19 protein-coding genes and 1 pseudogene are annotated in these 21,217 nt (G+C 66.6%); 7 read left to right on the top strand and 13 right to left on the bottom strand.

All coding sequences use genetic code 11. The features are described 5' to 3' along the window. Positions 1-9: 9 nt before the first annotated feature. Positions 10-1,191 carry an acyl-CoA dehydrogenase family protein gene (locus tag ASD67_RS18580; protein ID WP_056350384.1) on the bottom strand — a complete coding sequence of 394 codons (1,182 nt, stop codon included), beginning with the start codon at positions 1,189-1,191 and terminating at the stop codon, positions 10-12. A gap of 183 nt (positions 1,192-1,374) precedes the next feature. Here ASD67_RS18580 and ASD67_RS18575 point away from each other — a divergent pair, with 183 nt between their 5' ends. Further along, positions 1,375-3,027, top strand: a complete 1,653-nt coding sequence (locus ASD67_RS18575) for a long-chain fatty acid--CoA ligase (protein WP_056352154.1) — start codon at positions 1,375-1,377, stop codon at positions 3,025-3,027. Here the strand turns inward: ASD67_RS18575 and ASD67_RS18570 are convergent. Both ASD67_RS18570 and ASD67_RS18565 read right to left on the bottom strand, forming a co-directional pair. Further along, positions 3,020-3,487, bottom strand: a complete 468-nt coding sequence (locus ASD67_RS18570; protein WP_056350382.1) for a DUF3237 domain-containing protein — start codon at positions 3,485-3,487, stop codon at positions 3,020-3,022. The genes ASD67_RS18575 and ASD67_RS18570 overlap by 8 nt on opposite strands. Further along, positions 3,487-4,023: a nuclear transport factor 2 family protein gene (locus tag ASD67_RS18565; protein ID WP_056352151.1), complete on the bottom strand. Its 537-nt coding sequence runs from the start codon at positions 4,021-4,023 to the stop codon at positions 3,487-3,489. Before ASD67_RS18565 ends, ASD67_RS18570 begins: the two co-directional genes overlap by 1 nt. Positions 4,024-4,230: 207 nt before the next feature. On the opposite strand from ASD67_RS18565, the gene ASD67_RS18560 reads away from it, so the two are divergent. Then, positions 4,231-5,136, top strand: coding sequence for an alpha/beta hydrolase (locus ASD67_RS18560; protein ID WP_056350380.1), 906 nt, complete (start codon positions 4,231-4,233; stop codon positions 5,134-5,136). Between the two features lie 27 nt (positions 5,137-5,163). Further along, positions 5,164-6,165, top strand: a complete 1,002-nt coding sequence (locus ASD67_RS18555) for a LacI family DNA-binding transcriptional regulator (RefSeq protein WP_082545177.1) — start codon at positions 5,164-5,166, stop codon at positions 6,163-6,165. Positions 6,166-6,169: 4 nt separating this feature from the next. Here ASD67_RS18555 and ASD67_RS18550 read toward each other — a convergent pair whose 3' ends face one another. Then, positions 6,170-7,099 (bottom strand): alpha/beta hydrolase fold domain-containing protein, encoded by a 930-nt coding sequence (locus ASD67_RS18550; protein WP_056350376.1) that lies wholly within the window; start codon positions 7,097-7,099, stop codon positions 6,170-6,172. Between the two features lie 154 nt (positions 7,100-7,253). Between ASD67_RS18550 and ASD67_RS18545 the strand changes: the two genes are divergently transcribed. From ASD67_RS18545 to ASD67_RS18530, 4 genes are read left to right on the top strand one after another with little or no spacing between them, the layout of a single operon-like run. Then, on the top strand, positions 7,254-9,560 hold the full coding sequence (locus tag ASD67_RS18545) for a TonB-dependent receptor (RefSeq protein WP_162248613.1): 2,307 nt from the start codon (positions 7,254-7,256) through the stop codon (positions 9,558-9,560). Positions 9,561-9,564: 4 nt separating this feature from the next. Further along, the gene (locus ASD67_RS18540; RefSeq protein WP_056350373.1) at positions 9,565-10,521 is read left to right on the top strand and encodes an alpha/beta hydrolase; all 957 of its coding nucleotides are present in this window, start codon (positions 9,565-9,567) and stop codon (positions 10,519-10,521) included. An 18-nt stretch (positions 10,522-10,539) separates the two neighbouring features. After that, on the top strand, positions 10,540-12,033 hold the full coding sequence (gene treF / locus ASD67_RS18535) for an alpha,alpha-trehalase TreF (RefSeq protein WP_056350370.1): 1,494 nt from the start codon (positions 10,540-10,542) through the stop codon (positions 12,031-12,033). Positions 12,034-12,050: 17 nt separating this feature from the next. Further along, positions 12,051-13,643 carry a long-chain fatty acid--CoA ligase gene (locus ASD67_RS18530; protein ID WP_235535736.1) on the top strand — a complete coding sequence of 531 codons (1,593 nt, stop codon included), beginning with the start codon at positions 12,051-12,053 and terminating at the stop codon, positions 13,641-13,643. Here the strand turns inward: ASD67_RS18530 and ASD67_RS18525 are convergent, their stop codons facing one another. From ASD67_RS18525 to trbK-alt, 9 genes and pseudogenes are all read right to left on the bottom strand, one after another. Next, a complete protein-coding gene (locus ASD67_RS18525; RefSeq protein WP_056350369.1) occupies positions 13,644-14,660 on the bottom strand; it encodes an alpha/beta hydrolase in 1,017 nt (338 codons plus the stop codon). Beyond that, complete coding sequence (locus tag ASD67_RS18520) at positions 14,660-15,889, bottom strand: MFS transporter (RefSeq protein ID WP_056350367.1); 1,230 nt, start codon at positions 15,887-15,889, stop codon at positions 14,660-14,662. Before ASD67_RS18520 ends, ASD67_RS18525 begins: the two co-directional genes overlap by 1 nt. Positions 15,890-16,536: 647 nt before the next feature. Continuing rightward, positions 16,537-16,737: a helix-turn-helix transcriptional regulator gene (locus tag ASD67_RS22755; protein WP_082545175.1), complete on the bottom strand. Its 201-nt coding sequence runs from the start codon at positions 16,735-16,737 to the stop codon at positions 16,537-16,539. Then, complete coding sequence (locus ASD67_RS18515) at positions 16,734-16,958, bottom strand: DUF2274 domain-containing protein (RefSeq protein WP_056350365.1); 225 nt, start codon at positions 16,956-16,958, stop codon at positions 16,734-16,736. The genes ASD67_RS22755 and ASD67_RS18515 overlap by 4 nt, the downstream gene beginning before the upstream one ends. Beyond that, positions 16,955-18,136 carry a TrbI/VirB10 family protein gene (locus ASD67_RS18510; RefSeq protein ID WP_082545174.1) on the bottom strand — a complete coding sequence of 394 codons (1,182 nt, stop codon included), beginning with the start codon at positions 18,134-18,136 and terminating at the stop codon, positions 16,955-16,957. Before ASD67_RS18510 ends, ASD67_RS18515 begins: the two co-directional genes overlap by 4 nt. Before the next feature lie 41 nt (positions 18,137-18,177). Then, positions 18,178-19,014, bottom strand: a pseudogene (gene trbG / locus ASD67_RS18505) (P-type conjugative transfer protein TrbG). Beyond that, positions 19,011-19,694 (bottom strand): conjugal transfer protein TrbF, encoded by a 684-nt coding sequence (trbF, locus tag ASD67_RS18500; RefSeq protein ID WP_056350361.1) that lies wholly within the window; start codon positions 19,692-19,694, stop codon positions 19,011-19,013. The pseudogene trbG and the gene trbF overlap by 4 nt, the downstream one beginning before the upstream one ends. A gap of 4 nt (positions 19,695-19,698) precedes the next feature. Next, the gene (gene trbL / locus ASD67_RS18495; RefSeq protein WP_056350359.1) at positions 19,699-20,979 is read right to left on the bottom strand and encodes a P-type conjugative transfer protein TrbL; all 1,281 of its coding nucleotides are present in this window, start codon (positions 20,977-20,979) and stop codon (positions 19,699-19,701) included. Next, positions 20,976-21,203 carry a putative entry exclusion protein TrbK-alt gene (trbK-alt, locus tag ASD67_RS18490; RefSeq protein ID WP_162248612.1) on the bottom strand — a complete coding sequence of 76 codons (228 nt, stop codon included), beginning with the start codon at positions 21,201-21,203 and terminating at the stop codon, positions 20,976-20,978. The genes trbL and trbK-alt overlap by 4 nt, the downstream gene beginning before the upstream one ends. Between the last annotated feature and the right edge of the window lie 14 nt (positions 21,204-21,217).

Here is a 21,217-nt window from a genome sequence, read left to right as displayed (position 1 = left end):
TAATCTCCCTCAAAGCCCGAGCGCGCGGCGCGCGATGATGTTGCGCTGGATCTCGCTCGACCCGCCGTAGATGGTGGTGACACGCGCATAGAGCGCGCCTTTCAGTGCGAAGGGCATATCCTCGGGCAGCACGCTCGCATCGTCGAGCGCCGCGAAATGCTGCGCCTTCGGTCCCAGCGCCTCGACCCACAAAGCAGTCGCCTGCTGCGTCAGTTCGGACCAGCGCAGCTTGACCATCGATCCGCGCGGCCCGGAGTCGGCGCCCGCCGCGGCATCGGCCATCAGCCGCAACACCATCGCCTGCACAGCCAGTGCCTCGATCTCGACCTGCGCGAGCTTCGCCTTGAACTCGGGCTTGTCGATCAGCAGGCCGTGCGCGGTCTTGCGACGCGTCGCGGCCTCGCGCACCGCGCGCAGCGTCTGCGGCAGGAACATCGCGGTCGCCGCGGCGACCATGCGCTCGCGGTCGAGCAGCACCTTGCCGTAATTCCAGCCCATGCCCTCCTCGCCGACGACATTGGCGGCGGGAATGCGGACGTCGTCGAGGAACACCTCGTTGGTGTGATGCTTCTCATCGAGCGTGTGGATCGGACTCACCCGGATACCGGGCGTGTCCATGTCGACGAGCATCAGCGAAATGCCCTGCTGGCGCCGCCCCTCGTTCGACGTGCGCGCGAGCACGAACATGCGGTCGGCGACATGCGCATAGCTCGTCCACATCTTGTGTCCGTTGATCACATACTCATCGCCGTCGCGATCGGCACGCGTACGCAGCGCCGCAAGGTCCGACCCCGCCCCCGGCTCCGAATAGCCCTGGCACCACCAATCCTCGCCGCTGATGATCCGCGGCAGGTAGAAATCTTTCTGCGCCTCGCTGCCATAGGTGAAGATGATCGGCCCGATCAGTTCGAGCCCCTGGTGGAACTGCGCGGGCGCATCGGCCGCCGACGCCTCCGACCAGAAGATGTGAAGCTGCTGCGGCGTCCAGCCGGTGCCGCCATATCGCTTCGGCCAGGTCGGCGCACCCCAGCCGCGATCGGCGAGGCGGCGCTGATAGGCGACCAGATTTTCGGGCGACAGGCGCAGCCCGGCGCGCACGGTCTTTTTCCACTCTTCGGGAATCGAGTTCGCGAAAAACTCGCGTAGCTCCTGCTGAAACGCCCGGTCTGCGGGTGCCAGGTCCAGATTCATGATCGCATCTCCCATCGATTGCGACGGACCTAGCCGCAGCAACGCGCGGCTGGCGCGCTAGCGGGGCGGGATCGTGCGACTTTCCCAAATGTGATTGTCGAGGTGCGCCGGTCGCCGCGCTTCGCGCCGCTCGCGGTCTGGGCAATCGTCGCGGCAATCAAGGGATCGAAAGGGAGAGAGTTGATGAACGGCCTGATGCAGGCGCAGCAGCTGACGACGGCGATGCTGATCCGCCATGCGGCGACCAACCATCCGCAGCGTGAAATTGTCTCGCGCGGCGCCGATGGCGCGCTCGCCCGCTCGAACTGGCGGACGGTCGAACGCCACGCGCGCCACATCGCGGCGGGCCTTGCCGACCTCGGCCTCAAGCCCGGCGACCGGGTCGCGACGCTGGCATGGAACCGCCTGCCGCATCTCGAACTCTATTATGGCGTCAGCGGCGCGGGGATGGTTCTCCACACCGTCAACCCGCGCCTCTTCCCCGAGCAGATTCGTTACATCATCGACCATGGCGGCGCCCGCATCCTGTGCGTCGACGCCGACCTGCTGCCGATCATCGAACCGCTTCTCGCCGACCTGCCGAAGATCGAACGCGTAATCGTCCTCGCCGATCAGGCCGACATGCCCGAAACGCGCATCGCCGATCCGATATCCTATCAGAGCCTGATCGGTGGCCCGAGCGCGATCGCCGCATGGCCCGATATCGACGAGAACAGCGCCAGCGCGCTTTGCTATACCAGCGGGACGACGGGCAACCCGAAGGGCGTCCTCTACAGTCACCGCTCGACCGTGCTTCACGCGATGAGCGCGCTCGCGAACGACAGCATGTCACTCGGCGCCGCGGACTCGATCCTCGTCGTCACCCCGCTCTTCCACGTCAACGCGTGGGGTATCCCCTATTCGGCCGCGATGGCGGGGTCGAAGCTGGTCCTGCCCGGATCGGCGCTCGATCCCGTCTCGCTCTATGAGCTGATGCGCGACGAAGGCGTGACCTTCTCGCTCGGCGTGCCGACGATCTGGTTCGCCTTTCTCGACCATCTCGAACGCGAACGCGCGATCGAGGATCGGCAGGCGCTCAAGCTCGACCGCATCTTCACCGGCGGTGCCGCCACCCCGCGCTCGCTGATCGAACGCTTCCGCAGCCTGCTCGGGGTCGAGACGATGCAGGCGTGGGGGATGACCGAAACCAGCCCGGTCGCGACCGTGTGCCGCCCGCTCGCGCACCATGCCGACCTGTCCGACGCCGACCAGATCGACCTCCGCGCGCTGCAGGGCCGCTCGGTCTTCGGGGTGGAATTGCGGATCGAGGACGAGGATGGCCACGAACTGCCGCGCGATGGCGAAGCCGCGGGACTGCTCAAGGTCCGTGGTCCGTGGGTGCTCAATGCCTATCACGGCCAGCCGGCGGGCAGCGCGCTCGACGCAGGCGGCTGGTTCGACACCGGCGACGTCGCGAAGATCGATCCCGACGGTTTCCTCCAGATCACCGACCGCGCCAAGGACGTCATCAAGTCGGGCGGCGAATGGATCAGTTCGATCGATCTCGAAAATGCCGCCGTCGCGCATCCGAAAGTCGCCGAGGCGGCGGTGATCGGCGTCGCGCATCCCAAATGGCAGGAACGCCCGCTATTGCTGGTCCAACTCCACCCCGGCGAAACCTGCACGAAGGAAGAGGTCATGGAGCATCTCGCCGACAAGGTCGCGCGCTGGTGGCTACCCGACGACGTAATTTTCGTCGAGGAATTGCCGCACACCGCGACGGGCAAGCTGCTCAAGACCGAACTCCGCAAGCGCCACGGCGATCATTTCGCCGCGGCAGCGGACGCGGTCAGCTGATCGCGAAGACGTGATACATCGGGCCGTCGTCGGTGCGCATGCCATTGGCGACGGCGACGGTCCGGTTGAGCCAGTCATAATCGGGGTGGCCGGTGACGAAGCGCGGCGTCGTGCGCAGATAGAGATCCTCATAAGGCCCCGGCTCGCGCCGCGCGAAACGCCCGGCCGCCTCGGGCGAGGTCGGCGCCATCAGCCCGGTATACTGCATCGCGATCCGCGCGCCGTCGTCGGTTTCCAGCGATGTGCGCACATCGATGATCATCGTGCCGTCACCGCGCCAGGTCACCCAGTCGGCGCCATCGGGCATCACCCGCCCGCGCAGGCGCGGCCCTTCGAACGTGCCTCCGTGGACCGGGAAAATCCCCATCCGGCCCTCGCCGCCGATCGGCTGCGCTTTGTCATAAGCGACGTTCAGTCGCATCACGAACAGCGGCTCCCACGCCAGTGTTTCGATCCCCATCATGCCTCTCCCTTCGCGGTGGTACCGAACAGCGCGTAGACCGGATCGGCAGGCCAGCGCCTGCCGACCGACTTGCGATGCGCGAACCGTTCGGCCTCGCTCTTGTCGGGCGCCGGGCGTTCGTCGACCCAGTCGAAGACGACCACGCGGTCGGCGACCCGCCATTCGCCCGCGCGTTTCTCGAAGCGATCGACATAGCGCCCCGCCATGTAAAGCTCGACCAACGCGCCTTCGCCGCCCGGCTGGCGCTGCAACGCGGTGAAATAGCTTTCGACCGCCGCCTCGTCGCCGCGCAGCTCGATCAATATATTGTGGATCTGGTGAATGCCGCGCTCGATCGACGGCAGCGCCTGCATCGCCCAGTCGACAAAGCCGTCGGTGGTACCATTATAGGCGCCATGATCGTCGGTGCCCCCGGGCCAACAGGCCGACCGCAACATCGCCTCGTCGCACCGGTCGATCCCGCGGCAATAGCGAAACAGGCAATCGCGGATCATCTCGCGATCCCAAAGCGCGGCAATCGTCTGCGCCGACATGTCCATCTCCTCTTCGCGCCAATCGGGCGCCTTGCGCCCCAAAGGCCGACGCTAGACGCCGGCGCCGCGCCCGGCGAACATCGCTCCCCGCCGTGCGCGATTATCGCGTGGATGATGGACCGAAACCGGCAGGCCGATGATCCTCCCCGAAAGGTCGTTGGACAAATGCCCTTCGCGTTGTTATCGATGTCATAGGAAGGATATTCGATGCTCGATTCCGATATTGCCGCCTTCGCCGGTCCGCCGCAGGAGATGCCGCCGCTCACGCCCGAACTGATTCCGCTGCTTCGCGCGAACATGGCGATGATGGCGGCGGCGATGCCGGGGGCTGATATCGATCGGGTCGAGGATTTCGACGCCGACGGCGTTCCGGTTCGTCTCTACCGCCCCGCTTCCGACCGCCCCTTGCCGCTCCTCGTCTTTCTCCACGGCGGCGGCTGGATGTTCGGCGACCTCGATACGCATGACGCCATGACCCGTCACCTCGCCGCGGCGAGCGGCTGCGCGGTCCTCGGCGTCGGTTATCGCCTCGCGCCCGAGCATAAATTTCCGGCCGGGCTCGACGATGCGATGACCGCCTTCGACTGGGCGCGCCGATCGGCGGACGACCTCGGCTGCGATCCGGCTCGCATCGCGCTCGGCGGCGAAAGCGCCGGCGGCAACCTGACCGCCGCGGCGACCCTGCGGCTCCGCGACGATGGCAAACCGCAACCGCTGTTCCAGCTGCTCATCCACCCCGCGACCGATATGAGCTTTTCCCTGCCATCGTTCGCCGAAGTCGCCGCTCCGGGGCTGTCGAAACCCTATCTCGATGCGTGCCGCGAATATTATCTGGGCGATACGCCGGAATCCGATCCGCTCGTCTCGCCGCTGCTGGCCACCAACCATACGGGCCTCGCGCCCGCGATCGTCCTCACCGCGTCCGAAGACCCGCTGCGCGACGACGGCGAATATTATGCCGCGGCGCTGGTCCGGAGCGGGGTCGAAACGCTCGCCTGCCGCCTTCCCGGCCTGCCGCACGGCTTTCAGTTCCTCCCCATCACCATCGCGGCGGTCGCGGCCGCCAATGACTTGATCGGAGGGCTGGTCCGCCGCTACTTCGCCTGTAGATAGGGGCCGGGTTTAAGGGGACGTGCAGCGATGAGCAGAATCGGCAAGGGCGAACGACCGACCATGGAAAGGGTCGCGGCGCTGGCCGGTGTCTCGAAGATCACCGTGTCGCGCGCGCTGCGCGGCAGCGACCTCGTCCGTCCCGAGGTGCGCGAACGCATTGCAGAGGTGGCGAAGCAGGTCGGCTATCGCATGAACGTCGCGGCGCGCAGCCTGCGGACGCGCGAAACGCGGACGATCGCGGTGGTGATCGATCATCGCGATCCCGACCACCAGTCGCACACCGATCCGCTGATCCTCGCGATCATCGGCGGGCTGCTCGAGGCGCTGACGCCCGCGGGCTATTCGATCCTGCTGACGACGAACGATCATTTCCTGTCGTCGAACGCGGTCGGCGCCGACGGCGCGGTGATGCTGGGTCAGGGCGAAGGCGCGCAGCGGGTGACCGAGGTCGCCGCGATGAACCTGCCGATCGTCGCCTGGGGCGAGCCGGTGCCTGGCGTCGGCATCAAGGTCGTGGGCAGCGACAACCGCATGGGCGGCAAGCTCGCCGCCGAGCATCTCGTCGCACGCGGCGCATCGCGCCTGCTGTTCCTCGGCGACATGCAGCATCCCGAGATCGCCGCCCGCCTCGAAGGCTTTCGCGAGGCGCTGGCGGCCAGCGAAGCGCGGCTGGTCGGTGCGCTGCCCTGCCCATTCACCCCCGAAGGCGCGGCCGATGTCGTCCGCCGCGCGCTCGACGACGGAACCGCCTTCGACGCCATTTTCGCCGCGAGCGACTTCATCGCCGCCGGCGCGTGCGACGCGCTGCTGGCGCACGGCACGAGGGTGCCGGGCGACGTCGCGATCGTCGGGTTCGACGATGCGCCGATCGCCAGCGTCCACCGCCCGTCGATCAGTTCGATCCGGCAGGACGGCGCCGCCGCAGGCCGCACCCTCGGCGCGGCGATCGTCGCGCTGATCGAGGGAAATACGGGCACGACCGCGCATGCGCTTCCCGTCGAACTCGTCGCGCGCGAAACGAGCCGCTGACGTCTCAGCCGAGATATTTGCGGAAGAAGCCGGCGACGATCTTATAGGTCTCGACCGATTCGGGCAGGTCGACGTCCATATGATGCGCGTGCCACAGGCCGTCGAACAGGACGAAACTGGCGTCGACGCCCGCCGCGAGCAGACGGCGGTGCATGACCGACACCGCGCTCGCCGCAAAATCCCGCGTCGCCGAGATCAGCAGGCTCGGCGGGAAATGCGCGAGCAGGTCGGGGTGCCCGGCCGCCAGCACCAGCGGGTCCGAAAGGTCGGCGCCCGAGAAATATGGCAGGTCTTCGATCTTCGGGATCGCACCCGAGCGGACGCGCGGATCGAACAAGGCCTGCGCCAGCGCCGCATCGCCCGCAAAGGGGACCGGCGCGCCATGGAACAGCCCGATGGCGCCGGGAGGCGGCAGGCCCTGATCGAGACAATGCGCCACCGCCTGCGTCGTCAGCACCGCGCCCGCCGAACAGCCATAGAAGCCGATGCTCGCCGGATCGACCGTTTCGGTCACCGCGCGATAGACCGCGACGATATCGTCGACCGCGGCGGGATAGACATGGTCGGGCGCGAGGCGGTAATCGATCGCGAGCACGCGCATGCCCGATGCTGCCGCGATCGGCACCGCCTCAAGCAGCGCCCCCGGTCCCTCGCCCCACATGAACGCGCCGCCGTGCAGGCAGAGCAGCACCGGCGATTCGGAGGCGCCGCCCGACGGCACGACGTCATAAACCTTCACCCCGGCGATCTCGCGCTCGGCAATATCGACGGCATATCTGGCCGTCGCCTTGTCGAGCAGGCGCTGATTATAGGCGGCAAAATAGGGACGCGCTTCCGACAGGTCCGCCGGGGTCGCGGATTCGGTCAGGAAAGCGGCGAACCGCGCTTGCGCTTCCTTGCTGACCCACGGGCCGAATTGCTCGATATCGCTCATGACGTCCTCATCCTGTTATCGATATCAGCTATCGACTTGCCCTATTGATAGCGCGCCGGCGGCTTGAAGCAAGCGCTATTGACATCGATATCATTTTCCTTCATCCGCTGTCTCGACCGGATGAATCCGGCTATCCTTTGGGAGGGAAGAGATGATGTCGATGCGTTCCGCCTTTCTTGTCGCACTGGCTTGCAGCGCCAGCTTGCTGCCTGCCGCCGTGTTCGCGCAGACCGAGGCGGCCCCCGCCGACCAGCCGGACACGTCGGCCGAAGACGGTCGCGGCCTCAACGACATCATCGTCACCGCGCGGCGCCGCGAAGAAAAGCTGCAGGACGTGCCGATCGCCGTCACCGCCTTTACCGACGAAGCGCTCGAGCAAAAAGGGGTCACCGACCGCACCTCGCTCGCCGACAACACGCCTTCGCTGTTCACGATCAGCGGCGGCTACCCGCGCGAGTTCGCCTATTTTGCGCTGCGCGGCCAGGGGCCGGCGTTCGGCTCGACCCCCGGCGTGGTCAATTATTTCGCCGAGGTCCCGAACAGCGTCAACGTCGACGGCCGCGTCGGCACCTATTTCGACCTCGCCAACATCCAGGTGCTCGCGGGGCCGCAGGGTACGTTGTTCGGCAAGAATGCGACGGGCGGCAACATCTTGTTCGAACCGGTCAAGCCGCAGGACGAGTTCGAGGGTTATGTCCGCGTCCAGCTCGGCAATTATGACGACCGCCGGATCGAGGGCGCGCTCAACACGCCGATCGTTCCCGACCGCGTGCTGCTGCGCATCGCGGGCGAGGTCGGCCGCCGCGACGGCTATACCAAGGACGTCGGCCCGTTCTTCGCGGGCAAGGATTACGACAATCTCGCCTATGAAAGCTTCCGCTTCGGCCTGACCCTGCGCCCGACCGACAATGTCGAACTCTATACGATGCTGCGCTATTATCATTCGGACAATAATGGCGGCGGCACCGTGCTCGGCGCGTACAACCCGGCGGCGGGTTTCGACGCCACGCCGCTGGGGTTGGGCTTCCTGCCGGTGGCGGCCTTCTATCCGGGCGTGCTGACCGCGGTCGCCGAACAGCAGGCGCGCGGTCCGCGCCGTGTCTCCTATGACCTCGACCAATTCTCGGAGACGAAATATTGGCAGGTCATCAACCAGGTATCGGTCCAGCTGACCGACACCATCAAGCTGCGCAACATCATCAGCTATTCGGAGCTGCGCACGATCTACGGCTATGATTATGACGCGATGCCCTTCCCGATCGCCGGGCAGCGCGGGCGCATCCCGACCGTCGCACCCAATTTCTTCACCGAGGAACTGCAGCTGCAGGGCACTTTGTTCGACGATGCGGTCGATTTCTCGATCGGCGGCTATCTCGATCGCCAGAGCTGGAGCGATCCAGCAGGGATCGAGCAATATTTCTTCTTCCCGCTCGGCACTTTGGTCCCGACGATCTCGGGCTTCTTCACCCAGACGAACAAGAGCGAGGCGGTCTTCGGGCAGGCGACCGTCGACCTCGGCAAGCTGTCCCCCGCGCTGACCGGACTCAGCGTCACCGGCGGGCTGCGCTACACCTGGGAGCATAGCTTCACCTCGCAGACGATCGGTGGCCCGCCGGCGGTCTCGGGGTCGGTCGACAGCGATTATCCGAGCTACACCGCGACCCTCGACTATGATGTGACACCCGGCGTCCATGTCTATGTCACCGCGCGCGACGCGTATAAGTCGGGCGGCGTCAACGGCCCGGTGCCGATCGGGTCGGCATTCCGCACCTATGCACCCGAACGCCTCTCCGACATCGAGGTCGGGCTGAAATCGCAATTCTCGCTCGGCGACTTCGACGTTCGCGCCAATGTCGCTGCCTATCGCGGCATCTACGACAATATCCAGCGCACCACCGCGGAGGCGGTGCAGACGCCCGCGGGCACCGTGCTGCTCAACGTCACCCGCAGCGCGGCGAAGGGCAAGATTCAGGGGGGCGAATTGAACATCGCGGTCATGCCGGTGCAGGGGCTGACGCTCAACGGCAGCTATTCCTACATCGACGCACGCTACACCGAAGTGGCGGATGCGAGCGCGGGGGCGATCCTGAACGGCGCGCCCTTCCCCTACACCCCCAAGCATAAATTCTCGGTCGGCGGCTCGTACGAGACCTCGCTCGGCAGCGTGGGCGACCTGGTGCTCGCGGCCAATTATGTGCGTCAGACCAAGGTTTCGACCGCGCAGACCAACAGCAGCTTCTACAATTTCCTGCCCGCTTATGGCCTGCTCAACGGCAGCATCGGGCTGAAGGACGTCGGCGGGCGGCCGATCGACCTCAGCTTCTTCGTCAACAACCTCACCAACGAGGCAAAGCCGGTCGGGGTGCTCGACCAATATGCGCAATCGTCGGGCATGGTCGGGCTGACCTATAGCGAACCGCGCATGTACGGGGTGCGGATCGGCTATCGGTTCGGGAACTGATCCGATGGCAGACCGCCCCGTGCAACCACCCTTCGCGCCGACCGTCAGCGAAGAAGCCCGCGCCACCATGGCGCCGTTGCTGGCGGCCGGCTCGGCACCCGAGATGACCGCGACGCTGATGCGCAACGCGATCACGCGCAAGGCGGTGCGCGCCGCCGCCGCCAATCATCTGAGGCCGCTGAACAAGAGCCGCGCCAGGCGGTTCGACGTCGAGGTGAGCAAGGACAAGATCGCGGGCGTGCCGGTCAAGCTCGTCCGGCGCCGGGCAAGCGATGCGGCCGCGGACCAGCGGCTGCTGATCAACTTCCACGGCGGCGGCTTCATGGTCGATTCGGGGTCGGAGACCGAGACGATCCCCATCGCCGGGCTGACCGGGATATCGGTCGTCACGGTGATGTACCGCATGGCGCCCGAACACCCCTTCCCCGCCGCGGTCGACGATGCGCTCGCCGTCTACACCGACGCTCTCTCGCAGCGACCGGCGACCGCGATCGGTATTTACGGCACCTCCGCCGGCGCCGTTCTGACGGGACAGCTTCTGGCACGGATCAAGGCCGAAGGCCTGCCGATGCCCGCGGCGGCGGGCGTCTTTTCCGGGTCGGCGGACCTCGCGCTGGTCAGCGATTGCGAAGCCTTTCTGCCGTCGATCATGGGCGCACGGACCGCGCCCGACACGTTGGCCGATTACAGCGCCGGGACCGAGCGCACCGACCCTTTGCTGTCGCCGCTCTATGGCGACCTGTCGGGCCTGCCGCCGACGCTGTTGATGACCAGCACCCGCGACCAGTTGCTGAGTCAAACGGTGCGCTTCCATCTCGCGCTGCGCAAGGCCGGGGTCGATGCCGACCTGATGGTCTATGAGGGCATGCTCCATGCCTTCTGGGCTTATATGGAGTGCCCCGAAACCGACGACGCGCTCGCGGCGCAGGCCGCCTTCTTCAGCCGCCATCTGGTCCGCTGACCCTTGATCCGATCGCCCATGCGCCCCGACCCCAGTCCCGCCGACCTGTTCGGCCCGCTCCTCGCCAAGGTGCAGGAGCGCGCGATCCTGCCCGACGGCAAGACCTTCGTCGACGCGCTGCCGAAGCGGCCAGTCGCCGAGATCATGCGCGATTTCGCCGGCCTGGCGCCGGGCGACGACGCGCTGCGCGCCTTTATCGCGGACAATTTCGACCTGCCCGCGACGACCGAAACCGCGGGACGCACGGCGTCCGCCCAACCCGTCCGCGCGCGGATCGGCGCGATGTGGAAAGAACTGGCGCGCGCACCCGATGACCTTGTCACAGGCGGGTCGGCACTGCCCGTCCAGCACCGGCACGTCGTACCGGGCGGACGCTTCCGCGAAATCTATTATTGGGACAGCTTCTTTACCATGCTCGGCCTCGTCCGCGACGGCGAGCTCGAACTCGCCAACGGCATCGTCGACGCGATGACCGACCTGATCGAGGCGCATGGCCATGTCCCCAACGGGACGCGGACCTATTATCTCGGCCGGTCGCAGCCGCCGCTGTTTCACATGATGGTCGAACTGCTCGACGACCGCCGTCCCGACGTCGCCGCGCGGCGATTGTCGGCGATGAAGCGCGAACATGGCTGGTGGATGGCCGGCACCGACGAACTGGCGCCCGGTCGGTGCGCGGCGCGCGGCGCGCGGCTGGCGGACGGGCGGCTGCTCAACCGCTATTGGGATCCGCGCGACACACCGCGCGACGAAAGCTGGCGCGAAGATGTCGCGACCGCCGCAAAAAGCGGCCGCCCTGCCGGAGAGGTCTACCGCGACCTGCGCGCCGGGGCCGAAAGCGGCTGGGATTTCTCGTCGCGCTGGCTGGGCGACGGCACGCTCGCGTCGATCCGGACGACGGCGATCGCCCCGGTCGACCTCAACGCCTTTCTGTTCGGTCTCGAAACCGCGATCGCCGCGAGCCCGGACGCCGAGGCCGGTCGCTACGCCCGACTGGCGGAGCAGCGGCGCGACGCGATGAACCGCCACTTGTGGGACGCCGAGGGCGGCTATTTCGCCGACCATGACATCGACAGCGGCGCATTGCGCACGCCGCTCACCGCCGCCGCGCTCGCCCCGCTCGCCGTCGGTGCCGCGACGCAGGAGCAAGCCGACAGCACCGCCCGCGTGGTCGCAAGCCACCTTCTCGCGCCCGGCGGCCTGCGCACGACGCTCGTCGAGACCGGCGAGCAATGGGACCGCCCGAACGGCTGGGCGCCGCTGCAATGGATCGGCGTGGCGGGGCTGAAACGCTATGGCCATGACGCGCTGGCGCTCGACATCGCCAGCCGCTGGGTCGACACAGTCGGCGCGACCTTCGCCCGCACCGGCTTGCTGTTCGAGAAATATGACATCGAAGCCGCCACCGTCGGCAGCGGCGGCGAATATGAGGCGCAGATCGGTTTTGGCTGGACGAACGGCGTGACAGCCGATTTTATCGACGGCTACGCGCTCCTGCCCTCCGGCAAGTGACGCGCTGCGGGAGAGAAATGACGATGTTGCCCGGCCTGATGCAGGATGCCCCGCTGCAGATCAGCGCGATCCTGACCCACGCCGCCCGCGCCCACGGCGCGCGCGCGATCGTCTCAAAGTGCGTCGACGAACCCTTGTGGCGCTACGACTGGGCCGGCTGCGAGCGGCGGTCTCGGCAGGCGGCACAGATGCTCGGCACGCTCGGCATCGCCGGGGGCGACCGCGTCTCGTCGCTGGCGTGGAACACCCACCGGCACCTCGAGCTTTTCTATGCCGTCCCCGGCATCGGCGCGGTGCTCCATACGGCGAATCCGCGGCTCAGCGACGAGCAGATCGCCTTCACGATCAACCATGCGGGCAGCCGCATACTATTCTTCGAGGCGAATCTCGTCGACCTCGTCGACCGGCTGAAACCTTTGCTTCCCGCCATCGAGCATTTCGTGCTGCTGGCCGACGCCTATGAAAATCTGATCGCCGCCGAGAATGGCGATTTCGACTGGCCGCGCTTCGACGAAAAGGCCGCGGCCTTTCTCTGCTATACCTCGGGCACCACCGGCGATCCCAAGGGCGTGCTCTACAGCCATCGCTCGATCGTGTTGCACGCGATGGCGGCGGGGCTGAGCAGCGCCTTCGGGTTCAGCGCCTTCGATACGATCATGCCCTGTTCGTCGATGTATCATGCGACCGCCTGGGGCCTGCCCTTCACCGCCGCGATCAACGGCTGCAAGCTCGTGCTCCCATGCGACCGGATGGACGGCGCCAGCCTCGCCGAACTGATCGCCGGCGAGGGCGTGACCTTCTCGGGCGGCGTCCCGACGATCTGGACGATGTATCTCGCGCATCTCGAGGCCAGCGGCCAGGGCGTCGGCGATTTGAAGCGCCTCGTCATCGGCGGATCGGCGGTACCGCGCGCGATGGCCGAGACCTTCCGCGAAACATATGGCGTCACCGTGCTCCAGATCTGGGGCATGACCGAGACCAACCCGCTCGGCGTGATCTCGACCCCGACCCCGCTGCTGGCGGCCGAGGGCGAGGACTATGCGACCGAAACCATCCTGACGCGGCAGGGCCGGATGCAGTTCGGCATCGAGCTGCGCATCATCGACGACGACGGCCTGCCGCTGCCGTGGGACGGCGAGCAGGCCGGCGCGCTGCAGGTGCGCGGGCCGTGGGTCGTCGATCGCTATTATCCCGACTTGCCCGCCGCCCATGCCGACGGCTGGTTCGACACCGGCGATATCGGCACGATCGACCGCTTCGGCTTCCTGCGCCTGACCGACCGCGCCAAGGACGTCATCAAATCGGGCGGCGAATGGATCAGTTCGATCGACCTGGAGAATGCCGCGGTCGGCTGTCCCGGCGTCCGCATCGCCGCGGTCGTCGGCGTGCATCATCCGAAGTGGGAGGAACGACCGTTGCTCGTCATCGAGCCGCACGACGGTGAGCGGGTCACCGCCGCGCAAATCCGCACCCATCTCGAAAGCCGCGTGGTGCGCTGGTGGATGCCCGACGATATCCTGTTCGACACCGTCCCGCTCACCGCGACGGGCAAGATCGACAAAAAGACGCTGCGCGACCGCTACCGCGATCATCTCGCCGCCGGTGGCTGATCATTTCGCCGGCACGTCGAGCCTATCCTTCAAAAACCGCGCAACCAGCTCGTTCGCCTGATCGCTCTCGGGCGCCGCCATATAGGCCCAGAAGGCGTGCGGCAGCCCGTCGAACACCACCAGCCGCGCGTCGACGCCCTTTTCGGTCAGCGCCCGCGCGAAGATCGCTGTCGGGCTCAGCAAGAAATCGCGCGAACTGGTGAGCAACAGCGTCGGCGGAAATTTCGACACGTCGCCGCGGATCGGCGACAGGATCGGGTCGGTCATCGCCGTCGTGCCCGCATAGGCCGCGACCCAGTCGAACCCCGGGCCCGGCATCCAGCTTTCGGAATCGCCGCGCACCCCCAGGTCCGCGCTGCCCGAGAGAAAGCCGAGCGCCGCCGGCATCGGCCGGCCGCTGCTCGCGAGCTTCGCGACGAGTTGCCCCGACAGGACCGCGCCCGCCGACGTCCCGAACACGGCGATTTGCTTCGCGCCCCGCTCCTTCTCAAGCGCCTGATACACCGCTAGCGCATCGTCGAGCGCTGCCGGATAGGGGTTCTCGGGCGCCAGGCGATAGAGCACCGCGACGACCGGCAGACCCGTGCGCGCGGCAATCGGGATCGTCTCGGTCAGCGATCCCGAATCGATCGCAAAACCGCCGCCGTGCAGGTTGAGCAGCACCGGCCCCTTGCCGAGCGCGCTCACTCCCTTGGGATAGATAATGCGCACCCGCACCCCGGCGATCGTCGCTTCCTCGACCCTCACCTCGTACCGCTTCTGAAGCGCGGCCCCCATGCTCGCCTGCATCGCACCGATGAAAGCGCGGATGTCGGGGAGCGGCGGCAGCGGATCGGGCATCGCCTGCGCCGCCGCGGCGGCGGCCGCCGCCTTGCCTTCGGGGCTCAATGTGTCGGGCAGCGGCCAGTTCTGCAGGCCCAGCGTCGGCAGAGCGGCGGGCGCGACCTGCGCGGCGACGGGAGTCGGCATCGCGCTGGTCAACAGTGCGGCGAGAAGGATCGTTATGCGGCGCTTCATCATTCGGCTCCCGATACGGACATGGCGTCCTGATTGGGGTGGGTGTCGATGGCCCTGCGCCCCGGCCAGGCGCAGAGCGCGCCGAGCAGCGCGAGCACCGACATGGCCAGATAGGCGACCGCCAGACCCTGGTTCCACAGCAGCCCCGACCCGACCATGGCGACCGCGAGAACCGCGCCGAGCAGGACCGCGTTCATCCCCTGTGCGGTGGCGGTAAGATGGCTGGGTACCCGGCGCGCGATCACCAGCATGATCCCCAGGATCGTCCCGGTCGCGGTGATGCCGTTGAGAAGCTGCCCCACGACCAGAACCGGCAGGCCCGGACTGGTCGCCATGATCGCCCAGCGCAGCGCGCCGGCAATCGCCCCCGCCACGATCAGCAGGCGCGGGTCGCGGTTGCCGAGCAGCTTCGCGCCGAACCAGAAGGCGCCGATCTCGGCCGCGACCGCCAGCGCTTGCAACAGGCCGATCACCGTCGTCGAAATACCCTGCGCTTCCCACTGAATCGCACCAAAGCTCGTCAGGACGCCGTGGCTGCCCATGATCAGCGACGCCGCGACCATCGCGAGAATCAGGCCCCCGTCGCCGATCAGGTCGCGCCAGCGCCCGCCGACCGCCGCATCGACGGCGGCCAGCTTGCGGTCCGCGGGCAGCAGGACCGCGACGATCGCCGGCGCGATCAGCAGTGTCGCGACCATCAACGGCAACATCTTGAGGCCGAACATACTGATCGCCCAGCCGGCGGCGGCGTTCGACACCACCACCGCGATCGATCCCCAGACGCGCAATCGCCCGAAATCGAGCGACCGGCTGCGCACCGCCATCACCGCATAGGCGTCGGTGAGGACCGGAATCTGGTCCCACATGATCGAAAAGACGATGACGATGACGATACGCCCGGCATGATCGGGCTCGCCGAGCAGCAACAGGATGATCGCCGCCGAGGCGAGCGAGGTATAAGCGATCGCATTGCGCACCCATCCGCGCCGCCCGACGAAGGCCGCAAAGGGCGCGACGGTCAGCAGCCGCAGGATCATCGGGATCGCCAGCAGCACGCCGATTTCCTCGGCCGAGGCACCGGTGGATTTCAACCACAACGGCAGGAAGGCGAAAAAGCCATAATGGACATAGAGCGCGAGATAGAGACCCGACACGCCGAACCCGAGCCGGCCCGGATCGGCGCCGCCGGAAGCCGTTCGCGGCGACGCGCTGCCCTGTGTCGAATCCATCGCTCTCTCCCGTTATGGGCCGCGCATAATCAAAATTGATATCGATGTCATTCAAATTCGCATCGAACGAAAGGCATCACGCCTCGCAGTCCGCGCGAAGCGGGGCGGGGAAGCTATTCTGAGGGAGGATGGTGGCAGGGCTTGTATCGAACGCAGAAATTAGCGTCTAATTTAACAATAGGTTAGGTCGTCAAGAGGGCTTAATTCCCCCACACTTTCCCCCACACTTTCGTTCATTAGGCGAAAAGATTCGAACGACCGTATTCAGAAGCGCATCCATTTTCGTGGAAAAACTCGTCTCGATCAACCCCCGTTTCGAATGAGAGAACACTCGCTCGTCTGATCAATGCAAACGATGAGAATGAGCCGGAGCGGTCACAGCATTGCTCCGGCCGGAACACCGTCGAGGAGTGGGCAGCGACAGCCTGCGATTGATTTCTGCTGGGGAGTGTTGCGGCGACCATTCGGGCAGATCCGAGAGTTGCGGCCACCGCGCATACCGGATGATGCGCCGTATGGAGACAGTCGGGCAGCGCTTGTCGCGCGGGTGCCGAGACGCTGTTTGAGTGCGGCTTGGCAATGGCCGAGCCTTATCGTCAATCCAATCAACTATCCACGCGGGTGAGAAGGCGCGCGGCAACCCATTCTCAGGTGTCGGCTCGGTAAGAAGGTGGGTCCTCAATCCATTCATCAAGCTGCGATTCACGCCAGCCGACCGAGCTTTTGCTCAGACGGATTTGCTTCGGGAAAGTCCCTTCAGCGATTTTCTCGTAGATCGTCGATCGCGACAGTCCCGTTCGCGAAATAACCGTCGGGAGGCGTACGAGTCTGTCCGTTCCTCCGCTCATGCTTTCCTCCGACGTTGCTTGCTGAACTCCCGATCACTTCCGATGAACCGTTCCACCATCGGCGCGATTAATTTTTCGGGCGCGAGCGGGGTCGCCAACCCGGTCAATTTTGCGTGGATGGCCGCATAGTCCGCAAGATCGCGCACGAGGGATCCTGGCAGCTCGACAGTCAGCTTGACCGGCCGCTCCTCGACGACCGGACCGAGGCGCAGCTTGCTCATCGCCGGCTCGTCGCCAGCTGTTCCTCGAGAATAAGATCTCGGGTCACGATCACTCGCAAGGAGAAGCCCGGCCGCACTGTGAGCGTCGGCGGAACGGAAAGTTCGCGTTCGACTATCCGACGCCCGGCCTCGTTGGTGCTGTCCTGCAAACCCGAGCGTAGGGCCCGGACGAGGTCACCATCGCCGTCCGCGGCAAGCTCCGTTCCGATCCCGAGGAACGATGACACCAACGCTGCCCGAAGCATCCGGCCCCAGTGATTGTTCACCCGGTCCTCGGCACCGGCCATACCTGAGGCGTCGCCCGCCGGCTGGCGATCGAGCCGGATTGACCCGCCGCCCGGAAGAATGAGACGATCCCATGCAAGCAGGATGCGGCGCTGGCCCGCCGCCACGTCGCTGTCATACTCGCCGACAAGCCGCGCACCTTGTGGAATGAGGAGCAGCCGCCCAGTCGGGCTATCGTAAACATTCTGCGTGACCTGCGCGGTAATCTGGCCGGGGAGGTCGGACCGGATTCCCGTGATCAGAGCGGCGGGGATAACCGTGCCAGCCTGAACCACGGCCGCCGAACTCGGCGCGACGATCCGCTCGGAGCTTTCGAACGCGCGCTGCGGCCCGCCGGCGAGAAAGGCTTTGCGCGCCGCCGTAGGCGTACCCGCCTCCTTGGCTGGATCTGCGGCTGCCGGCTGGGCATCAAGAATTCCGGGCGCGGCGGCCACTGCGCTGCCGCCGCCCAGAAACAGGCGGCTTCCCTCGGCCGCCTCGCGCTCCTGCAGTGCGCGCTGCCTCGCCTGCTCCCGCGCGATTTGCCGGGGATCAGGCGTTGGCGGCCCCATCGCCGGGACGGGAACAGGCTCGCCCGCCTTTTGCGCCGACACAATCGGCCGACCGAGGTCCCCGGGGAGCGGCGGCCCGAGCTTGGGGACGGCGCCATAGTCTGCGGGCGCCCCGGTCACGGCCTCGGACCGGTTCGGCGACGTAACCTCGTAGAGCTCCTGCGCCGCCTTCGGATCGACCGGGCGCAGCGCCCAGAGAAGCGCGCCGCCGATTGCGATCCCGGCGGTGCCGCCGAGCACCGCAAGCGTCTTGCGCGAAAGGCGCATGACGCGAGGCAGTTCGCCCTCAAGACGAAAACCGTCGGGGCTCGCAGGCGCTACCACTGCCGCGTCAGGTGCCATTTCAGCGGTCGGAGCCTCGCCTTCGGCGTCCTCGGGCCGGCTCACGGGCGTACCCGCGCAGCCGACGCATCGCGAACGATACGGACCTTCTTCGCCGCCTTTCCGGCGCCCAAGCGAAGCTCGCCGCGAACGAACAACCGGTCGACGATCATGAAGCGGCCGTCGACACGGTAGTTCAGAAGCTCGGCCACGCCCTTCTCGCCGACCGCAAAGAGCGGCGGCATCTCGCCGGTCGCGATCGAAGGGCTGAACTCAACAAAGAGCTGTCGGCCGTCGTCGAACGCGCGCACCGGGCGCCATGGCGCCTTGTCGCCGCTGATCCGGTAGGCGAAGTTAAGCGACGGCAGATTGATCCCGCTGGCGGCGGGCGCGGCCCTCACACGCTCGGCTTCGGCCGCGCGAAGCGCGATCAGCTCGTCCTGCGGATAGCGCCACGAGACTGCGGCCATATAGGTCGAAGGCGTCGCGCGCAGTTCAATGTGGTAAGTTCGGCGGCTCGTGTTGATGATCAGATTTGTAACAATGTCGGGCCGCGTTGGTTTCACGAGGATATGAACGCGCCGCGTCGCGCCCTCGCCGCTCAGCGTGTCGCCGATGATCCACCGAACCGTATCGCCTGCGGCGACCGGACCGGGTCCGACCAATTCCTCTCCTTCCTACAGCGCGATGTCGGTCACCTGCCCCGGTGCCGTATAAACCTGGAACAGCGCGCCTTCGCCCCAGGCATATTGCTGAATCGCATTGAGGAAGGTCGTGCGCTCGGGCTGCACGCGCGCCGCGTCATTGGCGCGGCCGATCTGAGCGCGCGGATCGCCGGGTGCGGCATGAAGCGGAATGGCGAGCAGGGCAGCACTCGCAAGCAGGGAAATCCTCATCATTGATTGAGCTCCTTCGAAAGATTGATCGCGGTCACCCGGAGACCGAGGGGATTTTTCTGCAAGGCTTCGGGGGTGCGCGGCGGCACGATCGTGACCGTCACGATCGCCGACCAGCGCGAGGTCTCGATGAGGCCGCCGTCCTGATAACGGCGCTCGGTCCACGCGATGCGGAAGCTGTCCTTCGACGCGCGGATCACGCTCGATACGTCGACTGCGACCTGCCGCTTACCGACTTCGGCGAACGGGTCGTTGTGCCGCGCATAGTCGTTGAGCGCCTGCGCCCCCGAAGTAGCGGCAAAATCATAAGCGCTGAGCCAGTTCGCACGCAGCACCACGGGATCCGCGGGGATCGAGCGGATGTGCTCGATAAAGCGCGCGAGGTGGAAGGCGACCTGCGGATCGGTCGGCGCATAATCAGCGACAGCCGGCGCGACCGCCCTCGCCTCGCCGAGCTTGTCGACCTCGACCACCCAGGGGGTGATCGTGCCGCGCAGCGACTGCCAGACGAGCGCCGAGGCGAGCCCGCCCGAGAGCGCGAGGCAGCCGAAGAAGGCGAGCCGCCAGTTCTTCGCCTGGATCCGCGCGGAGCCGATGCGGTCGTCCCAGATCTGGGCGGCACGCTGGTAGGGCGTCACCGGCTCGGGCGACTTGCCATAATGTTGTTGGGGTCGTCTGAACATGATCTCAATCCTTCTGGCTGATGTCGGGGGCAGAACCGGCGCCATGGCTGTCGCCTTGCTTCAGGGTCTGTGCGCCGATCGTGGCGCCAGAGGTGATCGCCTGCCGCCGCTTCATCGCGGCCGCCCAGGCCGGCTGACCGGAGGTCTCCGCCCCGGCAGCTGCGGGCGCGGCTTTCCCGGCCTGCCCCTCGCCATAATTCTGGCGGAGCTTGGCGGCCGCCTGCCGCAGCGGCGAGCCAGCGCTGCTCGCAGCGTCGCGCGCGAAATTGGCCATGCCCGAACCGAAGGCCCGCATCCCCGACTTGCCGGCAGCGCCGCGGGCATAGGAGGCCGAGGCAGCACCGGCGGCCCGAGAAGCTCCCGCCGCTCCCTTCCCGGCCATCGACGCGGTGGCACCTGTTGCAAGCGTGGCCCCTGCGGCGCCGGCGGCGATCGTCGCACCGGCGGCGAGCGTGGTTCCGGCGGCGGCGCCTGCACCGAGCTGCGGTCCGCCGGCAACGATGCCGTTGGCGACGCTCGGACCGAAGATGCCGAGACCGAGCAGCGTCAGCGCGCCGAGTGCGATCGCCATCACCTCCCGAATGTCGGGTTCGGTGCCGAGTCCGGCCTCCATGAAGCGCTCGAACAGGGTGACGCCGATGCCGGTGATGACCGCGAGGACAAGCAGCTTGATACCCGACGAGATGACATGGCCGAGCACACGCTCGGCCATGAAGGCCGTGCGGTTGAAGAAGGCGAACGGCAGCAGGACGAAGCCCGCGAGTGTCACGAGCTTGAATTCCAGGATCGTGACGAACACCTGCACCGCGAGGATAAAGAAGGCGAGCACCACGATTACCCACGCGATCAGCAGGATCAGGATCTGGACGAAGTTGGTGAAAAGCCCGACCGGGCCGACGAGATCGGCGGTTGCATCGAGCAAGGGTTCGGCGGCATCGAGCCCCGTCGCAGCGATCATGCCCGGGCGCATGAAGTCGCCGATCGCCATCGCCCCGCCGCTCGCCTTCAATCCGAGGCCCGCGAAGCTTTCAAGCAGGATGACGCTCAGCGCCTGGAAGTTGCCGATGATGAAGGCGAAGACACCGATATAGAGCGTCTTCTTGACGAGCCGCTGCAGCACATCCTCGTCAGTACCCCACGCCCAGAAGAGCGCGGCTATCGTCACGTCGATCACGATCAGCGTCGAGGAGAGGAAGCCCACCTCGCCGCCGAGCAGCCCAAAGCCGCTGTCGATATAGGTCGAGAAGACCGACAGGAAATTGTCGATAACACCGGTGTCGTTCATTGCTCGGGCTTTCCAGAACGGAAGAAATGGCGCCGTCTCGCTTCCCACGCCGCCTCGCACTCGGGATCGGTCTGGGTGGCGGTTCGGCAGCGACGCAGCGTGTCGCCATAGTAGGGGGGGGCGTCCGCTCCGGAGATCTGGGGAGCGGACGCACGGGGCGCGGGCGGTTCGAGCGCGGCGATGAGGGCAAGGGTCAGCGCAAGACCCAGGACGATTGCCGCCATCACCAGCCCGCCCG

The sequence above is a fragment of the Sphingopyxis sp. Root1497 genome (genome assembly GCF_001427085.1).
GTDB lineage: Bacteria > Pseudomonadota > Alphaproteobacteria > Sphingomonadales > Sphingomonadaceae > Sphingopyxis.
Note: the sequence above shows the minus strand (reverse complement) of the source record. Positions and strands in the feature narration are given on the sequence as shown.

Bases quoted from the DNA above. Each gene is read 5' to 3' on its own strand.
- ASD67_RS18540 (WP_056350373.1), top strand. From the start codon at position 9,565: ATGGCAGACCGCCCCGTGCAACCACCCTTCGCGCCGACCGTCAGCGAA.
- ASD67_RS18580 (WP_056350384.1), bottom strand. From the start codon at position 1,191: ATGAATCTGGACCTGGCACCCGCAGACCGGGCGTTTCAGCAGGAGCTA.
- ASD67_RS18515 (WP_056350365.1), bottom strand. From the start codon at position 16,958: ATGAGCAAGCTGCGCCTCGGTCCGGTCGTCGAGGAGCGGCCGGTCAAG.
- ASD67_RS18550 (WP_056350376.1), bottom strand. From the start codon at position 7,099: ATGAGCGATATCGAGCAATTCGGCCCGTGGGTCAGCAAGGAAGCGCAA.
- ASD67_RS18520 (WP_056350367.1), bottom strand. From the start codon at position 15,889: ATGGATTCGACACAGGGCAGCGCGTCGCCGCGAACGGCTTCCGGCGGC.
- ASD67_RS18545 (WP_162248613.1), top strand. From the start codon at position 7,254: ATGTCGATGCGTTCCGCCTTTCTTGTCGCACTGGCTTGCAGCGCCAGC.
- ASD67_RS18565 (WP_056352151.1), bottom strand. From the start codon at position 4,023: ATGTCGGCGCAGACGATTGCCGCGCTTTGGGATCGCGAGATGATCCGC.
- trbK-alt (WP_162248612.1), bottom strand. From the start codon at position 21,203: ATGGCGGCAATCGTCCTGGGTCTTGCGCTGACCCTTGCCCTCATCGCC.
- trbL (WP_056350359.1), bottom strand. From the start codon at position 20,979: ATGAACGACACCGGTGTTATCGACAATTTCCTGTCGGTCTTCTCGACC.
- trbF (WP_056350361.1), bottom strand. From the start codon at position 19,694: ATGTTCAGACGACCCCAACAACATTATGGCAAGTCGCCCGAGCCGGTG.
- treF (WP_056350370.1), top strand. From the start codon at position 10,540: ATGCGCCCCGACCCCAGTCCCGCCGACCTGTTCGGCCCGCTCCTCGCC.
- ASD67_RS18560 (WP_056350380.1), top strand. From the start codon at position 4,231: ATGCTCGATTCCGATATTGCCGCCTTCGCCGGTCCGCCGCAGGAGATG.
- ASD67_RS18575 (WP_056352154.1), top strand. From the start codon at position 1,375: ATGAACGGCCTGATGCAGGCGCAGCAGCTGACGACGGCGATGCTGATC.
- ASD67_RS22755 (WP_082545175.1), bottom strand. From the start codon at position 16,737: ATGAGCGGAGGAACGGACAGACTCGTACGCCTCCCGACGGTTATTTCG.
- ASD67_RS18510 (WP_082545174.1), bottom strand. From the start codon at position 18,136: ATGGCACCTGACGCGGCAGTGGTAGCGCCTGCGAGCCCCGACGGTTTT.
- ASD67_RS18525 (WP_056350369.1), bottom strand. From the start codon at position 14,660: ATGAAGCGCCGCATAACGATCCTTCTCGCCGCACTGTTGACCAGCGCG.
- ASD67_RS18530 (WP_235535736.1), top strand. From the start codon at position 12,051: ATGACGATGTTGCCCGGCCTGATGCAGGATGCCCCGCTGCAGATCAGC.
- ASD67_RS18570 (WP_056350382.1), bottom strand. From the start codon at position 3,487: ATGGGGATCGAAACACTGGCGTGGGAGCCGCTGTTCGTGATGCGACTG.
- ASD67_RS18555 (WP_082545177.1), top strand. From the start codon at position 5,164: ATGAGCAGAATCGGCAAGGGCGAACGACCGACCATGGAAAGGGTCGCG.